This window comes from Peribacillus sp. YIM B13482 (assembly GCF_042787975.1).
Lineage (GTDB): Bacteria > Bacillota > Bacilli > Bacillales > DSM-1321 > Peribacillus > Peribacillus simplex_A.
Genome location: NZ_JBHZPF010000009.1, coordinates 98,073 through 112,910 on the forward strand (window position 1 = coordinate 98,073; position 14,838 = coordinate 112,910).

Annotated in this window: 11 protein-coding genes; 6 read left to right on the plus strand and 5 right to left on the minus strand. The window is 39.1% G+C overall.

Annotated elements, in window-relative coordinates:
• Positions 1-110 precede the first annotated feature (110 nt).
• Together ACFX4L_RS07270 and ACFX4L_RS07275 are read left to right on the plus strand one after the other, a co-directional pair.
• The gene (locus ACFX4L_RS07270; RefSeq protein ID WP_377404475.1) at positions 111-1,658 is read left to right on the plus strand and encodes an FTR1 family iron permease; all 1,548 of its coding nucleotides are present in this window, start codon (positions 111-113) and stop codon (positions 1,656-1,658) included.
• Complete coding sequence (locus ACFX4L_RS07275) at positions 1,648-2,070, plus strand: hypothetical protein (RefSeq protein ID WP_284470868.1); 423 nt, start codon at positions 1,648-1,650, stop codon at positions 2,068-2,070. The genes ACFX4L_RS07270 and ACFX4L_RS07275 overlap by 11 nt, the downstream gene beginning before the upstream one ends.
• 436 nt (positions 2,071-2,506) lie before the next feature.
• Here the strand turns inward: ACFX4L_RS07275 and ACFX4L_RS07280 are convergent, their stop codons facing one another.
• Positions 2,507-3,415 carry a LysR family transcriptional regulator gene (locus ACFX4L_RS07280; RefSeq protein WP_061463051.1) on the minus strand — a complete coding sequence of 303 codons (909 nt, stop codon included), beginning with the start codon at positions 3,413-3,415 and terminating at the stop codon, positions 2,507-2,509.
• 355 nt (positions 3,416-3,770) lie between these two features.
• Between ACFX4L_RS07280 and ACFX4L_RS07285 the strand changes: the two genes are divergently transcribed.
• Both ACFX4L_RS07285 and cysI read left to right on the plus strand, forming a co-directional pair.
• On the plus strand, positions 3,771-5,585 hold the full coding sequence (locus tag ACFX4L_RS07285; protein WP_061463052.1) for an assimilatory sulfite reductase (NADPH) flavoprotein subunit: 1,815 nt from the start codon (positions 3,771-3,773) through the stop codon (positions 5,583-5,585).
• A 26-nt stretch (positions 5,586-5,611) separates the two neighbouring features.
• Complete coding sequence (cysI, locus tag ACFX4L_RS07290) at positions 5,612-7,330, plus strand: assimilatory sulfite reductase (NADPH) hemoprotein subunit (RefSeq protein ID WP_377385586.1); 1,719 nt, start codon at positions 5,612-5,614, stop codon at positions 7,328-7,330.
• A 176-nt stretch (positions 7,331-7,506) separates the two neighbouring features.
• Here cysI and ACFX4L_RS07295 read toward each other — a convergent pair whose 3' ends face one another.
• Genes ACFX4L_RS07295 through ACFX4L_RS07305 form a run of 3 tightly spaced genes read right to left on the minus strand, consistent with a single transcriptional unit; the run spans position 7,507 to position 11,192 of the window.
• Positions 7,507-8,592 carry a Ger(x)C family spore germination protein gene (locus ACFX4L_RS07295; RefSeq protein WP_377385589.1) on the minus strand — a complete coding sequence of 362 codons (1,086 nt, stop codon included), beginning with the start codon at positions 8,590-8,592 and terminating at the stop codon, positions 7,507-7,509.
• The gene (locus tag ACFX4L_RS07300; protein ID WP_377385592.1) at positions 8,589-9,680 is read right to left on the minus strand and encodes a GerAB/ArcD/ProY family transporter; all 1,092 of its coding nucleotides are present in this window, start codon (positions 9,678-9,680) and stop codon (positions 8,589-8,591) included. The genes ACFX4L_RS07295 and ACFX4L_RS07300 overlap by 4 nt, the downstream gene beginning before the upstream one ends.
• 18 nt (positions 9,681-9,698) lie before the next feature.
• Positions 9,699-11,192 carry a spore germination protein gene (locus tag ACFX4L_RS07305; RefSeq protein ID WP_377404484.1) on the minus strand — a complete coding sequence of 498 codons (1,494 nt, stop codon included), beginning with the start codon at positions 11,190-11,192 and terminating at the stop codon, positions 9,699-9,701.
• A 241-nt stretch (positions 11,193-11,433) separates the two neighbouring features.
• Here ACFX4L_RS07305 and ACFX4L_RS07310 point away from each other — a divergent pair, with 241 nt between their 5' ends.
• Both ACFX4L_RS07310 and ACFX4L_RS07315 read left to right on the plus strand, forming a co-directional pair.
• Positions 11,434-11,784 (plus strand): spore germination protein, encoded by a 351-nt coding sequence (locus ACFX4L_RS07310; protein ID WP_377385595.1) that lies wholly within the window; start codon positions 11,434-11,436, stop codon positions 11,782-11,784.
• Position 11,785: 1 nt separating this feature from the next.
• Positions 11,786-12,436 (plus strand): Ger(x)C family spore germination protein, encoded by a 651-nt coding sequence (locus ACFX4L_RS07315; RefSeq protein WP_377404478.1) that lies wholly within the window; start codon positions 11,786-11,788, stop codon positions 12,434-12,436.
• 189 nt (positions 12,437-12,625) lie between these two features.
• On the opposite strand, the gene ACFX4L_RS07320 is transcribed toward ACFX4L_RS07315, so the two are convergent.
• A complete protein-coding gene (locus tag ACFX4L_RS07320) occupies positions 12,626-14,113 on the minus strand; it encodes a flavin monoamine oxidase family protein (protein ID WP_377385601.1) in 1,488 nt (495 codons plus the stop codon).
• Positions 14,114-14,838 lie beyond the last annotated feature (725 nt).

Sequence of the window (14,838 nt, forward strand, 5' to 3'; positions counted from 1 at the left end):
ATAGCTATATTTAATGTAATAATTTGTTATTGACGTAACAGATAAAAAGAATTTATAATCTTAAAGAATCAATAAATGATAATGATTTTCATTTTCGGTTTAGACATTTAATGGCTAATTTATTTCTTTGGGGAAGAGGGAAAATAATGAAAGGTAGAACCAGTCTATACATAATTATTTTGGTAGTTGCAATGATGGCATTCCCGTTTCGTAGTTTTGCAGCAAGTGCAGAAAATGACTTACAAGGTGCAAACAAAAACATTATTGAAGCAATGTATTCTGTACAAAACGGGAAAATGGAAGAGGCTAAAAAACAATACGAATCATTTTCATCTACATGGATGTCGATTGAAAGTGGAGTGAAAGACGAGTCTCAAGATGCCTACCGTGAAATAGAAGACGGGATGGGGCAAGTACAGTTTGCTTTAGCCCAACAACCTGTGAAAAAAAGGAGTCTGGAAAATTCCCTCAACAAATTAAAGCAAACCAATGAAAAGTTCATTGCAGGAAAATTCCCTCATACCGTCGCAAAAACTGAAGATACGGGGGAAAATCAGGGGAATGTAGCCGATTTGATTGTGTTATTAAATCAGTCACTTTCTAAATTGGATCATAATGATGTGAAAGGTGCAAAAGCTGATATTGAGCAGTTTCGTACCTCATGGCTGGATATAGAAAGCGTAGTATTAACACAGTCTTCTAAAATCTATACAAACGCTGAAAGGGACATGGTAACTTCGTATGCAATGCTTACTTCAAAGACCCCCGACGTAAAGGGAGCTAAAAAAACAATTGAAGGAATGCGTGATTATCTTTCTCCGCTTGCATCTAAAACAAGTTACAACATGTTAGATGCTACAACTATCCTTTTGCGTGAAGGTTTAGAAGGTTTACTTGTTGTAGTAGCACTTTTAGGTTTTTTGAAAAAGGCTGGTCATGCAGATAAGAGTAGATGGATTTGGATCGGCGTTGGATCAGGTTTAGGAGTAAGCATTATCTTAGGCGTAATCGTAAACATGTTGTTTTCTGCCGGTGCATTTGGGAGTAATAACTTCTTAATTGCTGGCTGGACCGGAGTCTTTGCTTCAATGATGCTTCTGTACATGAGTTATTGGCTTCACAGTAAATCAAGTACGGCGGAATGGCAACGATACATTCAGACTCAAAGTACAAAGGCCATTGATAAAGGGAGTCTATGGTCGTTAGCTATTCTTTCTTTCCTTGCTGTTTTCCGGGAAGGAACAGAAACCGTGTTATTCTTTATCGGGATGGCTGCATCCATTAAAGTATCAACACTTTTAACAGGGATAGCTATTGGATTAGTACTATTGATTGTACTTTCTTACTTAATATTAAAAGTAGGATTGAAGATCCCAATGCGCCCATTTTTCCTAGTATCCAGTATTCTAATGTTTTACCTATGCTTCAAATTTGCAGGTATGGGCATTCACGGGCTACAACTTGCTGGACTATTACCAGCTACACAAGCTCCAATCCCTACTATAGATTTCTTTGCGATTTATTCAACATGGGAGGGTGTAATTCCACAAATCATTCTACTTATAGTGGCAATTGTCGCAATGATATTGAACAAAAAAAAGGATAAAAGAACAAAATTACAACAGACAAATCAGGAGGAAACAAAACATGCGATCTAAAAAACTTATTGTACCAATCATCTTAGCAACGTCCTTAACATTAGCAGCGTGCGGAACAAAAGAAGAAACAAAGAAAGAAGCTCCAAAAACGGAAGAAACATCGAATTCAAAAGCAGCAGTTTCAATTGCTGACGGTGCACAAGACATGAAACAAGTACTTGCTGATATGAAAACACAACTTACAGCAAAAGATGCTGCGAAAGTAAAAGATAGTGGAGAGGAATTAGAGGAGAAATGGCAAGTATTTGAGGACTCAGTAAAAGAGAAAAGTCCTGATTTATATGAAAAGGTAGAAACGCCACTTCATACAATTGAAGCTGGAGCAAAGGTTGAACCACTTGATGCAAAAACGCTAGACAAAGCAGCAACAGAGTTAGACGGTGTGTTAACAGAAGTACAAAATTTAAAATAAAATAATGAAAAAGAGTGCTTTATCTATGACTATTATAGATTAAAGCGCTCTTTTTTGTTTTTAATAAAATCTATATAGTAAATCAGTAGCGATTTATATGTATATTACAGCTATTTAGATAATAACATTATCATTTTGTTATGTTAGGAAGCGGATACAGTCCACCTCCGTCTGATCCTCCATTAACCATCTGTTACCACCGGAACTCTCAGTCGCGACTTTAAAACTATCAACCAAACATTTGCATGAAAATCGTTCGGAGCTGAACAAGCAGTATGACAATGCGCACTGCTATTTAGCTGCACATATCCAATTATTTAGCCGGTCATTAAGGACTGTAAATGCAAACAGAGTACACAAGCAACCACTAAAACGATTTCCTTCATAAGGTTCCCCAGCATGTACTTCATTCATAAGACTGTATCTTTCGCTATGATCAAACTATCGGCTTTGCTTTCATTGGCCATTTTTTGTTTAATTCAGTTATAAAAGTTTTAACATTCTTTTTATCTTCCATAATCGGTGAATAAACGTATGAAAGTGTTCTATTAAAGGATTCATTTTTTAATTGAATTATAGAAAGGATTTTATTTTGTACATCCCTTTCAATGACACTTTGGGAAAGGAGAGCCAGCCCTGTGCCGTTTTTTATAAGTGTTTCTTTAATTCCTTGATTGCTGCTTATTGTCAGTATCGATTTAATTTTCAAACCATTAGTGCGTATGACGTGGTTAAGGTACTCACGTGTACCAGATCCAACTTCCCTGGTTACCCATGCTTGGTCATGTAAATCAGTAATCGCCACTTCGTCTTTATAAGCAAGTTCATGACCATTTGAAGAAACAACGAATAGCTCATCTTGCATAAAGGGGTGTACGGAAAGCTCTTTTTCATTAGTTTGACCTTCGATTAAACCAATATCCACTTTGTATAGCCGAACGGCTTGAACGATTTCTTCGGTGTTTCCAATTACAACTTGAAGTTCAAGCTCAGGATAGTCCTTTTGAAGGTCAATGAGTAACGAAGGGAGGATATACTCTCCTATTGTAAAACTTGCCCCTATCTTTAATTCGCCTTTTATGGACTTATCATGTTCCTGAATGTCCTCTCGGGTCTGCTCATAGATTGTGATCATTTGTTTAGCCCGATCGTAAAGAATTTCACCTGTTGAGGTGACTTTTAGGAATTTAGGAGAGCGGAGAAATAGTTTGGTTTGGAACTCTTCTTCTAATTTTTTTATGTGCAAACTAACACTTGGTTGCGACATAAGAAGGATTTCTGCTGTTTTTGTAAAATTCTTGACTTCTACAAGGGTTACAAATGTTTTTAAAGCATCATAGTACATAGGAATTCCTCCTTATTATTAATATTCTTAATAGTTTCAATAAATTATATATATTTTACTAATGATGTACATTCCAGTAAAGTTTAATGAGAAACTTATTTTAGGAAGAGTTCAAGCGGGGCAAGGCTATCGTCCTTTATAACCTTATTTTTTATTTTATTTGTATCGTGGTTTGAAAAAGTGTTCCCTTCCTGTATGAACTGTACTGTACTTTCTGATTTTTTTTGCAGTTAAAACCGACTTGGTCTATAGGAGTAAACGAGTTAATTAAATGGATGGGAATAAATATTAAATCCGCTCGTTGTATATAAGAGTCAATTAAGATAAGTTTATATTCTTTTGTGAGGTGGAAATGGTGCAACTTCAGGTAATGAACAGTCCCTTTAATCATGAACAGGCAGAGCTTCTTAACAGTCTTCTGCCTAGTTTGACAGAAACACAAAAAATTTGGTTGAGCGGTTATCTGACCGCATCTTTATCAGTTTCGAATATTGGAACAGCCGATGCCCCGGTAATGGAGGCTCAAGGCAGCGGGCAGACAGTATCAAAAGATGTTACCATTCTTTATGGTTCACAGACAGGGAATGCTCAAGGGCTGGCGGAAAATGCGGCGAGAAAGCTTGAGGGTAATGGCTTTCAGGTTACCATTTCATCCATGAGTGACTTTAAAGTAAACAACTTGAAAAAAGTCAAAAATCTTCTTATTGCCGTAAGCACGCATGGGGAAGGTGATCCGCCGGATAATACGCTTTCCTTCCATGAGTACCTCCATGGCAGAAGGGCACCAAGCCTTGAAGGTCTCCGCTTTTCAGTATTGGCGCTAGGGGACAGCTCGTATGAGTTTTTCTGTGAAACGGGAAAACAATTCGATAAACGCTTGGAGGAACTTGGCGGGACACGACTATTTCCGCGAATGGACTGTGACCTTGATTATGATGAGCCTGCTTGCGAATGGCTGGAAGGAGTCATTTCCAGTTTAAGTGAAGGGCAAGGCAGTACCGTTGCTGCAGTTCCCGTAGCGATACCTTCAGCAGGTGAACACACTTATTCCAGGACAAATCCGTTTAAAGCGGAAGTACTGGAAAATATAAACTTGAACGGCCGTGGCTCTAATAAAGAGACACATCATCTCGAGTTATCACTTGAAGGCTCTGGCCTTACATTCGAACCTGGTGACAGCCTTGGTATTTATCCGAAAAATGATTCGGATTTAGTGGATAAACTTCTTTTGGAACTCAATTTGGACCCTGAAGAAACCGTGAAGGTCAATAAGCAGGGAGAACTTCGTCGGCTAAGGGAATCACTCATCTCCGATTTTGAAATTACGGTTTTAACAAAATCTCTCCTTGAGCGAGCGGCCCAGCTTTCAGGTAACGAGGATTTAAAGGAACTTTTATTACCTGGTAATGAAGAGAGACTGAATGAATATCGTGAAGGCCGTGATTTGCTTGATTTTATCCGTGATTATGGCTCATGGGGTGAATCGGCGCAAGAGTTCGTATCCATACTCCGGAAAATGCCTGCCCGACTATATTCAATTGCGAATAGCTTATCCGCATATCCGGATGAAGTGCATTTGACAATCGGTGCTGTCCGGTATGAAAGTCACGGTCGTCAAAGAAAAGGTGTCTGCTCCATTTTATGTGCGGACCGAATACAGCCCGGGGACATGCTGCCTGTATACATCCAGCATAACCAGAACTTTAAGCAGCCTAAGAACCCAGACACGCCCATTATCATGGTTGGACCTGGAACGGGCATTGCTCCGTTCAGATCCTTCATCCAGGATCGCGAAGAAACGGAAGCGAACGGGAAAACGTGGCTCTTTTTCGGCGATCAGCATTTCGTGACGGATTTCCTATATCAGACTGAGTGGCAACAGTGGTTGAAAACAGGTGTACTTACGAAAATGGATGTTGCCTTTTCTCGTGATGCGGATGAAAAAGTGTATGTTCAAAACCGGATGCTGGAGCACAGCAGGGAATTATACGAATGGCTTCAACAAGGGGCAGCGGTTTACATTTGCGGCGATGAGAAAAACATGGCACATGACGTCCATAATACGCTAATTGAGATCATAGAAAAAGAAGGTCAGATGAGCCATGCTGCTGCGCAAGCTTATCTTGACGATATGCAACAGACTAAACGTTATCAGCGTGATGTTTACTGAAATTTGGATGAAAAGGAGATAACGACATGGTGAACCCACTATTAAAAGCACCAGAAGGCCTGCCTAGTGATGTTGAGCAAATTAAAGAAAAAAGTGATTATTTGCGAGGAACACTTGGAGAAGTTATGCAGGATCGGATCAGCGCCGGTATTCCAGATGATGACAATCGATTAATGAAACATCACGGCAGCTATTTGCAGGATGACCGGGATTTGCGCAATGAACGTCAAAAACAAAAACTTGAGCCTGCCTATCAGTTCATGTTGCGTGTCCGGATGGCCGGCGGGGTTGCACAGCCTTCTCAATGGCTTGTTATGGATGACCTTGCTCAGAAATACGGTAACGGTACATTGAAATTGACAACAAGACAGACATTTCAAATGCACGGTATTTTAAAATGGAATATGAAAAAAACCATTCAGGAAATTCATGCGTCCATGCTGGATACAATTGCTGCATGCGGAGATGTAAACCGGAATGTAATGTGTAATTCGATTCCATTTCAATCCGAAATCCACTCGGAAGTATATGAATGGTCGAAAAAATTGAGTGATTATTTATTGCCACGTACAAGGGCGTACCATGAAATCTGGCTAGATGAAGAAAAAGTCGTCGGTACACCTGAATTGGAAGAAGTTGAACCAATGTACGGACCGCTTTATTTACCAAGGAAGTTTAAAATAGGCATTGCGGTTCCTCCATCCAATGACATTGATGTTTACTCCCAGGACCTTGGCTTCATAGCAATTGTTGAAAGTGGAAAACTCGTTGGTTTTAATGTGGCGATCGGGGGCGGTATGGGAATGTCCCACGGTGATAAGGCGACATACCCCCAGCTAGCCAAAGTAATTGGATTTTGCCAGCCAGACAAAATAGTGGATGTGGCTGAGAAGATCATTACAATTCAGCGTGATTACGGAAACCGCTCCGTCCGGAAAAATGCACGGTTCAAGTATACGGTTGACAGGCTTGGGCTCGAAGCGGTAAAGGCTGAACTTGAAAATCGGTTAGGATGGAAGCTGGAGGAAGCGAGAACATATCATTTTGATAATAATGGTGACCGCTATGGCTGGGTAAAAGGCATGCAAGGAAAATGGCATTTTACATTATTCGTCGAGGGTGGCCGAATCGCCGATATCAATGATTACAAGCTGATGACCGGTTTGCGCGAAATCGCAAAAATCCATACGGGTGATTTCCGTTTGACCGCCAATCAAAACCTGATCATTGCCGATGTATCAAGTCAGCAAAAGAAAAAGATCATAGAATTGCTTGAAACATACGGTTTGACGGATGGTGCACATCATTCAGCCCTCCGCCGCAGGTCGATCGCATGCGTGGCGCTTCCAACATGCGGATTGGCAATGGCAGAAGCAGAGCGTTATTTGCCGGTTCTGCTTGATAAAATTGAGATCATCGTTGATGAAAACGGACTGCGGAACGAAGAAATCACGATAAGAATGACCGGTTGCCCGAATGGTTGTGCCCGGCATGCACTCGGAGAAATTGGTTTTATAGGTAAAGCACCTGGCAAATATAATATGTATCTCGGTGCAGCATTTGATGGAAGCAGGCTAAGCAAAATGTACCGTGAAAACATCGGTGAAGAAGAGATTTTAAAAGAGTTGCGTGTACTTCTTTCCCGTTATGCGAAAGAACGTCAGCAAGGAGAGCATTTTGGGGACTTTGTCATCAATGCGGGCATTGTTAAAGAAGTGACGGATGGTACGAATTTTCATGATTAATTATAACGAACGAGAGACAGGAATGGATTCCTGTCTCTTTTTAATGGAAATGTTAACGGAAGTCGAGATATAACCTAGCTTTGACTATTTTAGAGATTGAACAGAGTATGGTTACTTACTGGCGGCATAGGAGCCTTAATAAACAGGCAATTGACATCGATAGTATGCCCTCTTGATTATTCAGAGACCCCGGTTTGGATGATGTCAACTTTGGTTTCTACTTTAATGTCCATCATGGGATAGATCTTTCTCCATTGTTCATAGGTCATTTTTTTATTTTTGGCGTGATATTTTGCCTTCAAGCCAATCGGGTCAATGTTTTTTTTCTGAAAATCTTTAATAAGACGGTTTGCCTGCCTGTTTAAAGAAGTTTGCATTTCCTTTTCAATTATTTTTATCATCTTTTTATTGGTAAGATTGTCCTTTCGCATTGATTCTTTAATTTGTCCTTTAATTTTGAGCTTTATCGTAATGGACGGATTTCGCTCGGAGTTGGATACCTCATAATTTGAACTGCTTCGAATACTTTCCACGACGATATCACTTTTCTGCTTGTCGTTTAATTTAAACTTGTAAATTCCCCGTTTATGAAATTGAACTAATGTCTTGAAAATGAACATATCATCCGTTCGAACTTTACTGACCATTTTATTTTCATGAAACAAGGCCACTCCTGAAACTGCAACTTCTTTATTAATTATTTTAAATAAAGGAAGAAACGAATCTCCGCCATCTTCCAGGGAGTTTCTTAAAAAAAGATGGAGGTTTGTATCCGGTCCATTCCCAGTTTCAATTTGTTGATTGACTAAGTCAGATAAAAAGATTCCAATATTTACATTCGTATTTGGTGGTTTGGTATTTATGAAATCCTTGACCTTTCCTTCAACGATTGCCAAAAAGACCCTGTTTCCAATTTGAGGTTCACGGTAGAGATAATCGGTCAGTTCTGTCATACCTATTTCATGTACCATTTTCTCGCTAAATAAAAAGATGCGTGTCTGTCCTAGCATCACCGGCTTATCCGATTTTTTGGATACGATGGCCTGAACATCACTCGTTGTCGTCGATGTTCCAGTTAAGATTTGATACATACCCATCTTGTCCTGTTGGAAGATAGGGATGACGAACATTCCTTCGATTATTTTATCCTTTCGTATATCGTAGCCAATGGCTTGGGCCATATTGACTTCATCAACCACTTTTGGCTGGGCACAGCTGCAAAGGAGGGAAAAAGCCAAGATGACAAGAAAGAATTTTCTCATAAACTTTTCCTCCTTTTCTTTATATAAATGATGACCAAAAGAAGAGGCAAATATAATCCAAGGAAGAGCACGGCGTATGGATTGATTATTTTATTCAATATATATAGGGAATCTTCATCAAAAACAAATATATTGGTGAGCAGGATAATAATGGACATCGCCCATAATGGATACTTTTGCTGAACATTGAATATGCGCTTGATACCCCTGCTGGCAGCCCACAAGTAGATGGTCATGTTGGGTATGATAAAAATGGCCCACCAAGAAATTTCTATATATTCAAATCGCTGAATAAAGGGCAATTCGACAATGCTGGTCAATGTAAGTGTCGGCCATATAGTCATTGCCAACTGTTTTTGTGAATAAAAAATCAGTGAAACTAAATAAATGAATACGGTTAATAAGGTTGTTGTTAAGGCACCTCCATGAGCATATTTTTGTGAAGTTTTAGCATCTTTAATGAACGGATAAAACATCAGGATCATTTCAAAACCAAGAAAAGTTAAGGAAGTACTTCTGGTTCCCTTCAGTATATCCAATAGATTGTGGTCGAATATAGGGAGCAAATTGGTGAATTCAGAGTATTTCATGGCATAGAATAGGACAAAGAAAATCCAGTAAGTCAAAATGACGCTTAAAAAGGCAATTCCCGTAATTGTACGGAAGCCTCCCGTATTTATATAATAAATCAGAAGCAATAAAACCACTGTAAACGCCCAAGAAGCTACCTCTGCAAACATCCATACATGTATGACATTTATATAGCTGATAATCATATCCATCCCAAGGATCAAAAAGTAAAGAATGAATAATAGACTGAAAAAATTCCCAATCCATTTTCCGAATGCATGATTATTGGCAGAAATGATATCACCTGGGACGATACTTAATATTTTATATATGATCCAGATCAATATATGAACGATCAGTCCGGCAAGTAGTATCGAAATCCAGCCATCCGTTCCCGCCGACTTTGCTAAAACTCTTTGAAAACTTAAAACGCCTACTCCCATTTGCATGGAATGCACTAAAAAAAACACATAGAACGGTGATACCTTATACATTTCATTAACTTCTACTTGGTTCATATAGGACCCTCATTTAAATCATTCATTAAAATCATTTTTTTTGATTTTCGCTTTTTTTGGCGTTGGCTGTCTGGACATATCATCAGGATGTAAATTTTCAGGTCTGGATTTAAAAAGATTATAAGGAAGCCGAACAAAGCTATCTTTCCAATCTTGGATGCGAAATGGATATATGGGTTCAAGGTACGGGTGTCCCATTGACGTTAATTTGATAAGGTGGGTAACCAAAAACACGGCCGTTATGATAATGCCAAGTCCCCCCCAGATTTGGGCCCCCACTAAAAAGGGGAAGCGCAGTAACCGAATGGCATTCCCCATTTTATAAATAGGAGTAACAAATGATGCCAATGCCGAGAGGGCAACGATGATTAATAAGATATTACTGGTCAGACCAGCTACAACTGCCGCTTGACCGATAACGATACCGCCGACGATACCTAATGTCTGACCTACCTTAGTTGGCAGCCTGGCTGCTGCTTCACGTAATAACTCAATGGAAATCTCTAAGAATAACGCTTCGATCAAAGGCTGAAAAGGTATTAAGTTCCTTGAAGAGACGATCGTTTCCAACAAATCTATAGGAATCAGTTCATAATGATAGGTCAGCACGGCTACATAAATGGGAGTTGCAAATATGGAAAAAGCGACCGCGAATATCCTTAATAAACGGAAAGCAGATGCCGGAATCCAAGGCATATCATAATCTTCCATGGTGACAAAGTATTCCAACAATATGGTTGGAGTAATAAGTACAGAGGATGACCTATCGATTAACAAGGCTACTTTACCTTCAGCCAATGCACTTGCGATGCGATCAGGCCTTTCCGTATTTAGAAAAAGGGGAAATAAGGTATTTGAATTATCATATAGCATTTGCGCGAGATGTGACCCGTCCAATATTTCATCAAACTCTACGTCATTGATCCTTTGTATAACATTATCAACACTTTCCTGATTAACGATCCCTTCTATCGATAACACTGCCACTTTCGTTTTAGACAAGGACCCTACAGTCATTTCACTTACTTGCAACCCAGGGATAGGCAGCCTTTTTCTGACTAGATTCAGATTAATATCAATATCCTCGACAAAAGCTTCTTGAGCACTTATGATTCCAAATTCAAGTTCAGGTTTATTAACTTGCCTGTCTCGTTGGGCCGCAGCATTGATTAATAGGCATTCATCAAGATTTCCATCTAAACGAATGGCAATTGCACCTCTCATGATCCTTTCTTCGATTACAACCTTGGTACAGGTGATAAGTGTATTTTCAATAGGAACGTTCTCTTTAATTTGCTCCAAATTTATCGTTTCCAGAGTTGGTATGACAGAAAGAACACTTTCGTGAAGTACCTGTGCATCAATTAAAGAGCGATAAAACGATACCCAATAGCCGACGCCATTATATGTTCCTTGATGGTTTATGAAATCATTGGATGAAGAAAGGGAATTGAATAGGTCCCTTACATCCGAAGCTTTATATAATTCGTCATTTTTAACAGAATGTTGAATGGTTTTTTTTTTGAACTTTCTACGGTTAAACAATGCTGTCACCTCTAAACTAAAGCTTATTATCCTAGCATTTGCAATTTAATTACATATTAACCATTTTAGTTTGCACATGCTGCTCGTTTCGGAAAGGGGATTCATTAAAAAAACCTTTGTTTTAAAAGCTATCAACATTTCCTTATCGAATAAAAAAATTGAAAATAGAGGAAACTAAAAATAAACTCATTAACCAAAGGAGTTCACCATGAAAAGTAAACCCTTGCATATAGAATTGGATCAAAAGCAGGCAAAATTGAAATCTGAATTGGATATGCAGGATGATGTTGTTTTTAAAGAGGTATTCATTCCCGGTTATGAAGTTTCAGTATTATTTGTATTTGTCAATGGAACGATGAATTATCCAGCCTTCAATGAAATAGTCCTGGATTTATCGGCTGCGCAGGTCGAATCAAGGCACCCGGTTTCCATCGAGATGCTGGTCATTTCCAAAGTCTGTTCAGTCAGGGAACAGGATGTGGAAACATATGAAAAAGCCAAAGAGCATATTTTTGACGGGAAAACACTTTTATTTATAGATGGAATGGCAAATTTATGAATTGAAAGATAATGAGCACAGAACGAATAAAATCCTTCCGCCTTTAACGATGGGCAAAGTTTCCTCAAGTTTGCAATCAGATGGAAGCTTTGCCATTCAGGCAGTGGATATTAAAGGTAAGAAATTAATATTGAAGGGTGCAGGGGTGATCAACAATTCAAAGTTGGTCGGGGTTATGAATGATGAGGATATAGCTGCATTAAATTGGTTGAACGGAATGGTTAAAGGTGGAATAATCGAATCAGTCCACCACGGCAAGCCTTTAAGTGTTGAAGTGCTTAAAAGGACTAGGAGGAAAATCACGACAAAATTGAACGGGGATCATTTGACGATCAATGTTAAGGTCGGGTATACAGTAAGACTTTCGGAAGATTGGTATAGTAAGGAAAACTCATTTAATGAAACCTATTTAAAAGAGATTGAGCGTATTGCCGAGGCTGAAGTTGAGAAGGATGTCGAGAAAATCGTAGACAAATTACAGCATGAATATAAAACAGGGGTAGCTGGATTATTTCTGTATGTGGAAAATCAGCATCCGAAGTTTTGGGAGAAACATAAGCAGAAATGGGATGAAATTTTCAGTAAAGCTGATATTAATTATCAAGTTGACATAAGGATTATAGACTTTGGTTCAAAAGGAGGGGTGAAGTGAATTGTCAGGGTAAAGGCTAACATTCCATAAATGGACAGGCAATTCATAAGAATGAAAAACCTTCCAAATGGGAAGGCTTCAGTTTGTAGACAAAAGGGTTTCGGAATGTTCTCATTCCGAAACCCTTTGATTTTTTATTGGATGGGAAGGTTTTTTTGTCAAGGCTCATCAAAGAAAAAGTCCCATCATTTAAAAAGGCTCATCGAAAGTTCTTGGAAGATTCGTCACTTCATGTGCAACCCGGATGCCGGATTGAATGGCTCCTTCAATCCAAGCAGGTACTGTTGATGTATGCTCTCCAGCGAAGTGGACCCTTCCTTCAGGAGTTGGGATGTATGGAAACAAGTCCGTTTCCTGACCAGGTTTAAACATGGAGAAAGCTCCGTATGCGTACTGATTCCGGGTCCAGCTAAAAGAAGCTCCTGATAAAAAATGATCGTATACTTGTTTTCCATGGACCCTTTCCAAATTTTTTAATGCGTTTTGTATACGATCTTTTTCCGGGAGGATATCCCATAAAGTGGCATCATCCTCCCATGTATAACTTGCTAAAATGATACCAGATTCACTTGGGTTTACCGTTTGGTAGGGGTAATAAGAAAATCTAATGGGTAAATCGGTCATCAATTTACCCCCGAATATTCCTTCCCTTTCCCAAAATCTATGTCCGAACTGAAGTCCGATTTTTGTTGAAGCAGGATAATGGAGTTCCCTTATTGCCTTCCACTTATTATGGGAAAAGGAATTGCGGGGTTCAATATCCATAAATGACAACAATTGAAGAGGTATTGTCACGATGGCAAGATCACCGGTAACGGTTAAGGGTCTATCGCTTTGAGTGTGTTTAGAATGGATGGTTACTCGATTATCATGTTGAACAATTTTTGTCACTTCATATCTGAAATTTAGATTTTCCTTCAATTCGGGTACAAAAGCATAAGGAAGCCGGTCGTTTCCCCCCTCGATTGCATAAAAAACGATGTTTGGATCAAGGAGTGGCAAAAACTCTCGAAGAATGGCAGTAAAGGAAAGTTCAGGTAAACCTTCTAAACCCATTAGGACTTTAATGCTTTCAATTGCACCGGTTGATAGACTCATCCCTACTGGATTGTACTGTAAAAAGAAGCTCAAGGAGTATTTATCAAATTCTTTAATAACTATTTCCCAATTTCTACTTGGGTTTTGAATGATGAAATCAGTCACTGGTTTAATTGCCATGTTGAATAATTCTTCAGCTGTTTTACCTCTTTCATGGGGAGCTACTGGGTACTTCAGTATATCCGGGTTCCGTTGATATATGGCAGCGGTCGTTTTGATTCCATTGGCATAAATGGGATCATTAGGAGTCGCGTTCACAAAAGGGATGATTCGTAAACCGTACTTCTTGATGTATTCAGCAACTAAGTAATGATAATTCGGAATGCGCATGGCACCTGCTTCAAGGTAGGAACCATCCGAAAATGGCTCCCGTATGGTCAAAACACGCCCCCCGACCCTCCCGGTTGCTTCCAATATCGTTACATCGTGTCCGGCTTCTTTTAAAAGGGATGCTGCAACTAACCCAGACATGCCGGCACCAATGATAATGATTTTTTTTGGTATTTTGGATGGTCCCAGTCCATTTCTGATGAAAGCCAGCTTTTGGTCGGTTGAAAGCGGATCTTTGTAAAGGGACAAAGGGTTGTTCTCCTCTCTTGTTACACTTTCTATAGGGGATTTAAGCTATCTTATTCCTATTGGGTCACCATTTATGAAGGATCTTCAATAATTTGTCATGATTTATTATTGCTATCATATTCCTCTAGGTTTATCCTTTATGTGGAATGCTCAAGATGAATAAGCTGATTTATTGCTAAAAGATGAAGCCATTTTTTTGAAGCTAACTTCTAAAGACTGCGATTTATGATGGAGCCGAAATTAATTTAGATAGGTAGGGAAGCATTGTTCAGCCTTATTGAACATGTGATGAAATAACGAAGATTGCTATTCACAAACTTATTTCGGATCTTATTTATACTTGGTGGGGGATAAACTATTATCATCATTCGAAAAGTGCTAATTCCAGAACATATAATAAAAAACTCTATTCTATGATAGAGTTTGTCTACAGTTTTTTTTGCTTGTACAAATTTGGTCGTTGATTGGAACGTAGGCACTGCTTTCCGCGGGCGGTCCGGGAGTCTCCTCGGCGCACTTGCACCTGTGGGGTTTCCCTTGGACTCGCTATTCCCGCAGGAGTCTCGCACACCCAATCCAATCAACTATGTTTAAAAATTTGGTTAGAACTCCTCATGCATACAAAAAAAACTCTATTCTATGATAGAGTTTCAGACTGTAGACAAACTCGATGAAAATCGAGTTTGTCTATTTTTTATGAGTTGTACAATTTGGCCGTTGATTTT

What these genes read in the sequence shown, in the direction of transcription:
- cysI (WP_377385586.1), top strand. Translation starts at nt 5,612, where the DNA reads ATGGTGAACCCACTATTAAAAGCACCAGAAGGCCTGCCTAGTGATGTT.
- ACFX4L_RS07275 (WP_284470868.1), top strand. Translation starts at nt 1,648, where the DNA reads ATGCGATCTAAAAAACTTATTGTACCAATCATCTTAGCAACGTCCTTA.
- ACFX4L_RS07295 (WP_377385589.1), bottom strand. Translation starts at nt 8,592, where the DNA reads ATGAGAAAATTCTTTCTTGTCATCTTGGCTTTTTCCCTCCTTTGCAGC.
- ACFX4L_RS07280 (WP_061463051.1), bottom strand. Translation starts at nt 3,415, where the DNA reads ATGTACTATGATGCTTTAAAAACATTTGTAACCCTTGTAGAAGTCAAG.
- ACFX4L_RS07270 (WP_377404475.1), top strand. Translation starts at nt 111, where the DNA reads ATGGCTAATTTATTTCTTTGGGGAAGAGGGAAAATAATGAAAGGTAGA.
- ACFX4L_RS07300 (WP_377385592.1), bottom strand. Translation starts at nt 9,680, where the DNA reads ATGAACCAAGTAGAAGTTAATGAAATGTATAAGGTATCACCGTTCTAT.
- ACFX4L_RS07310 (WP_377385595.1), top strand. Translation starts at nt 11,434, where the DNA reads ATGAAAAGTAAACCCTTGCATATAGAATTGGATCAAAAGCAGGCAAAA.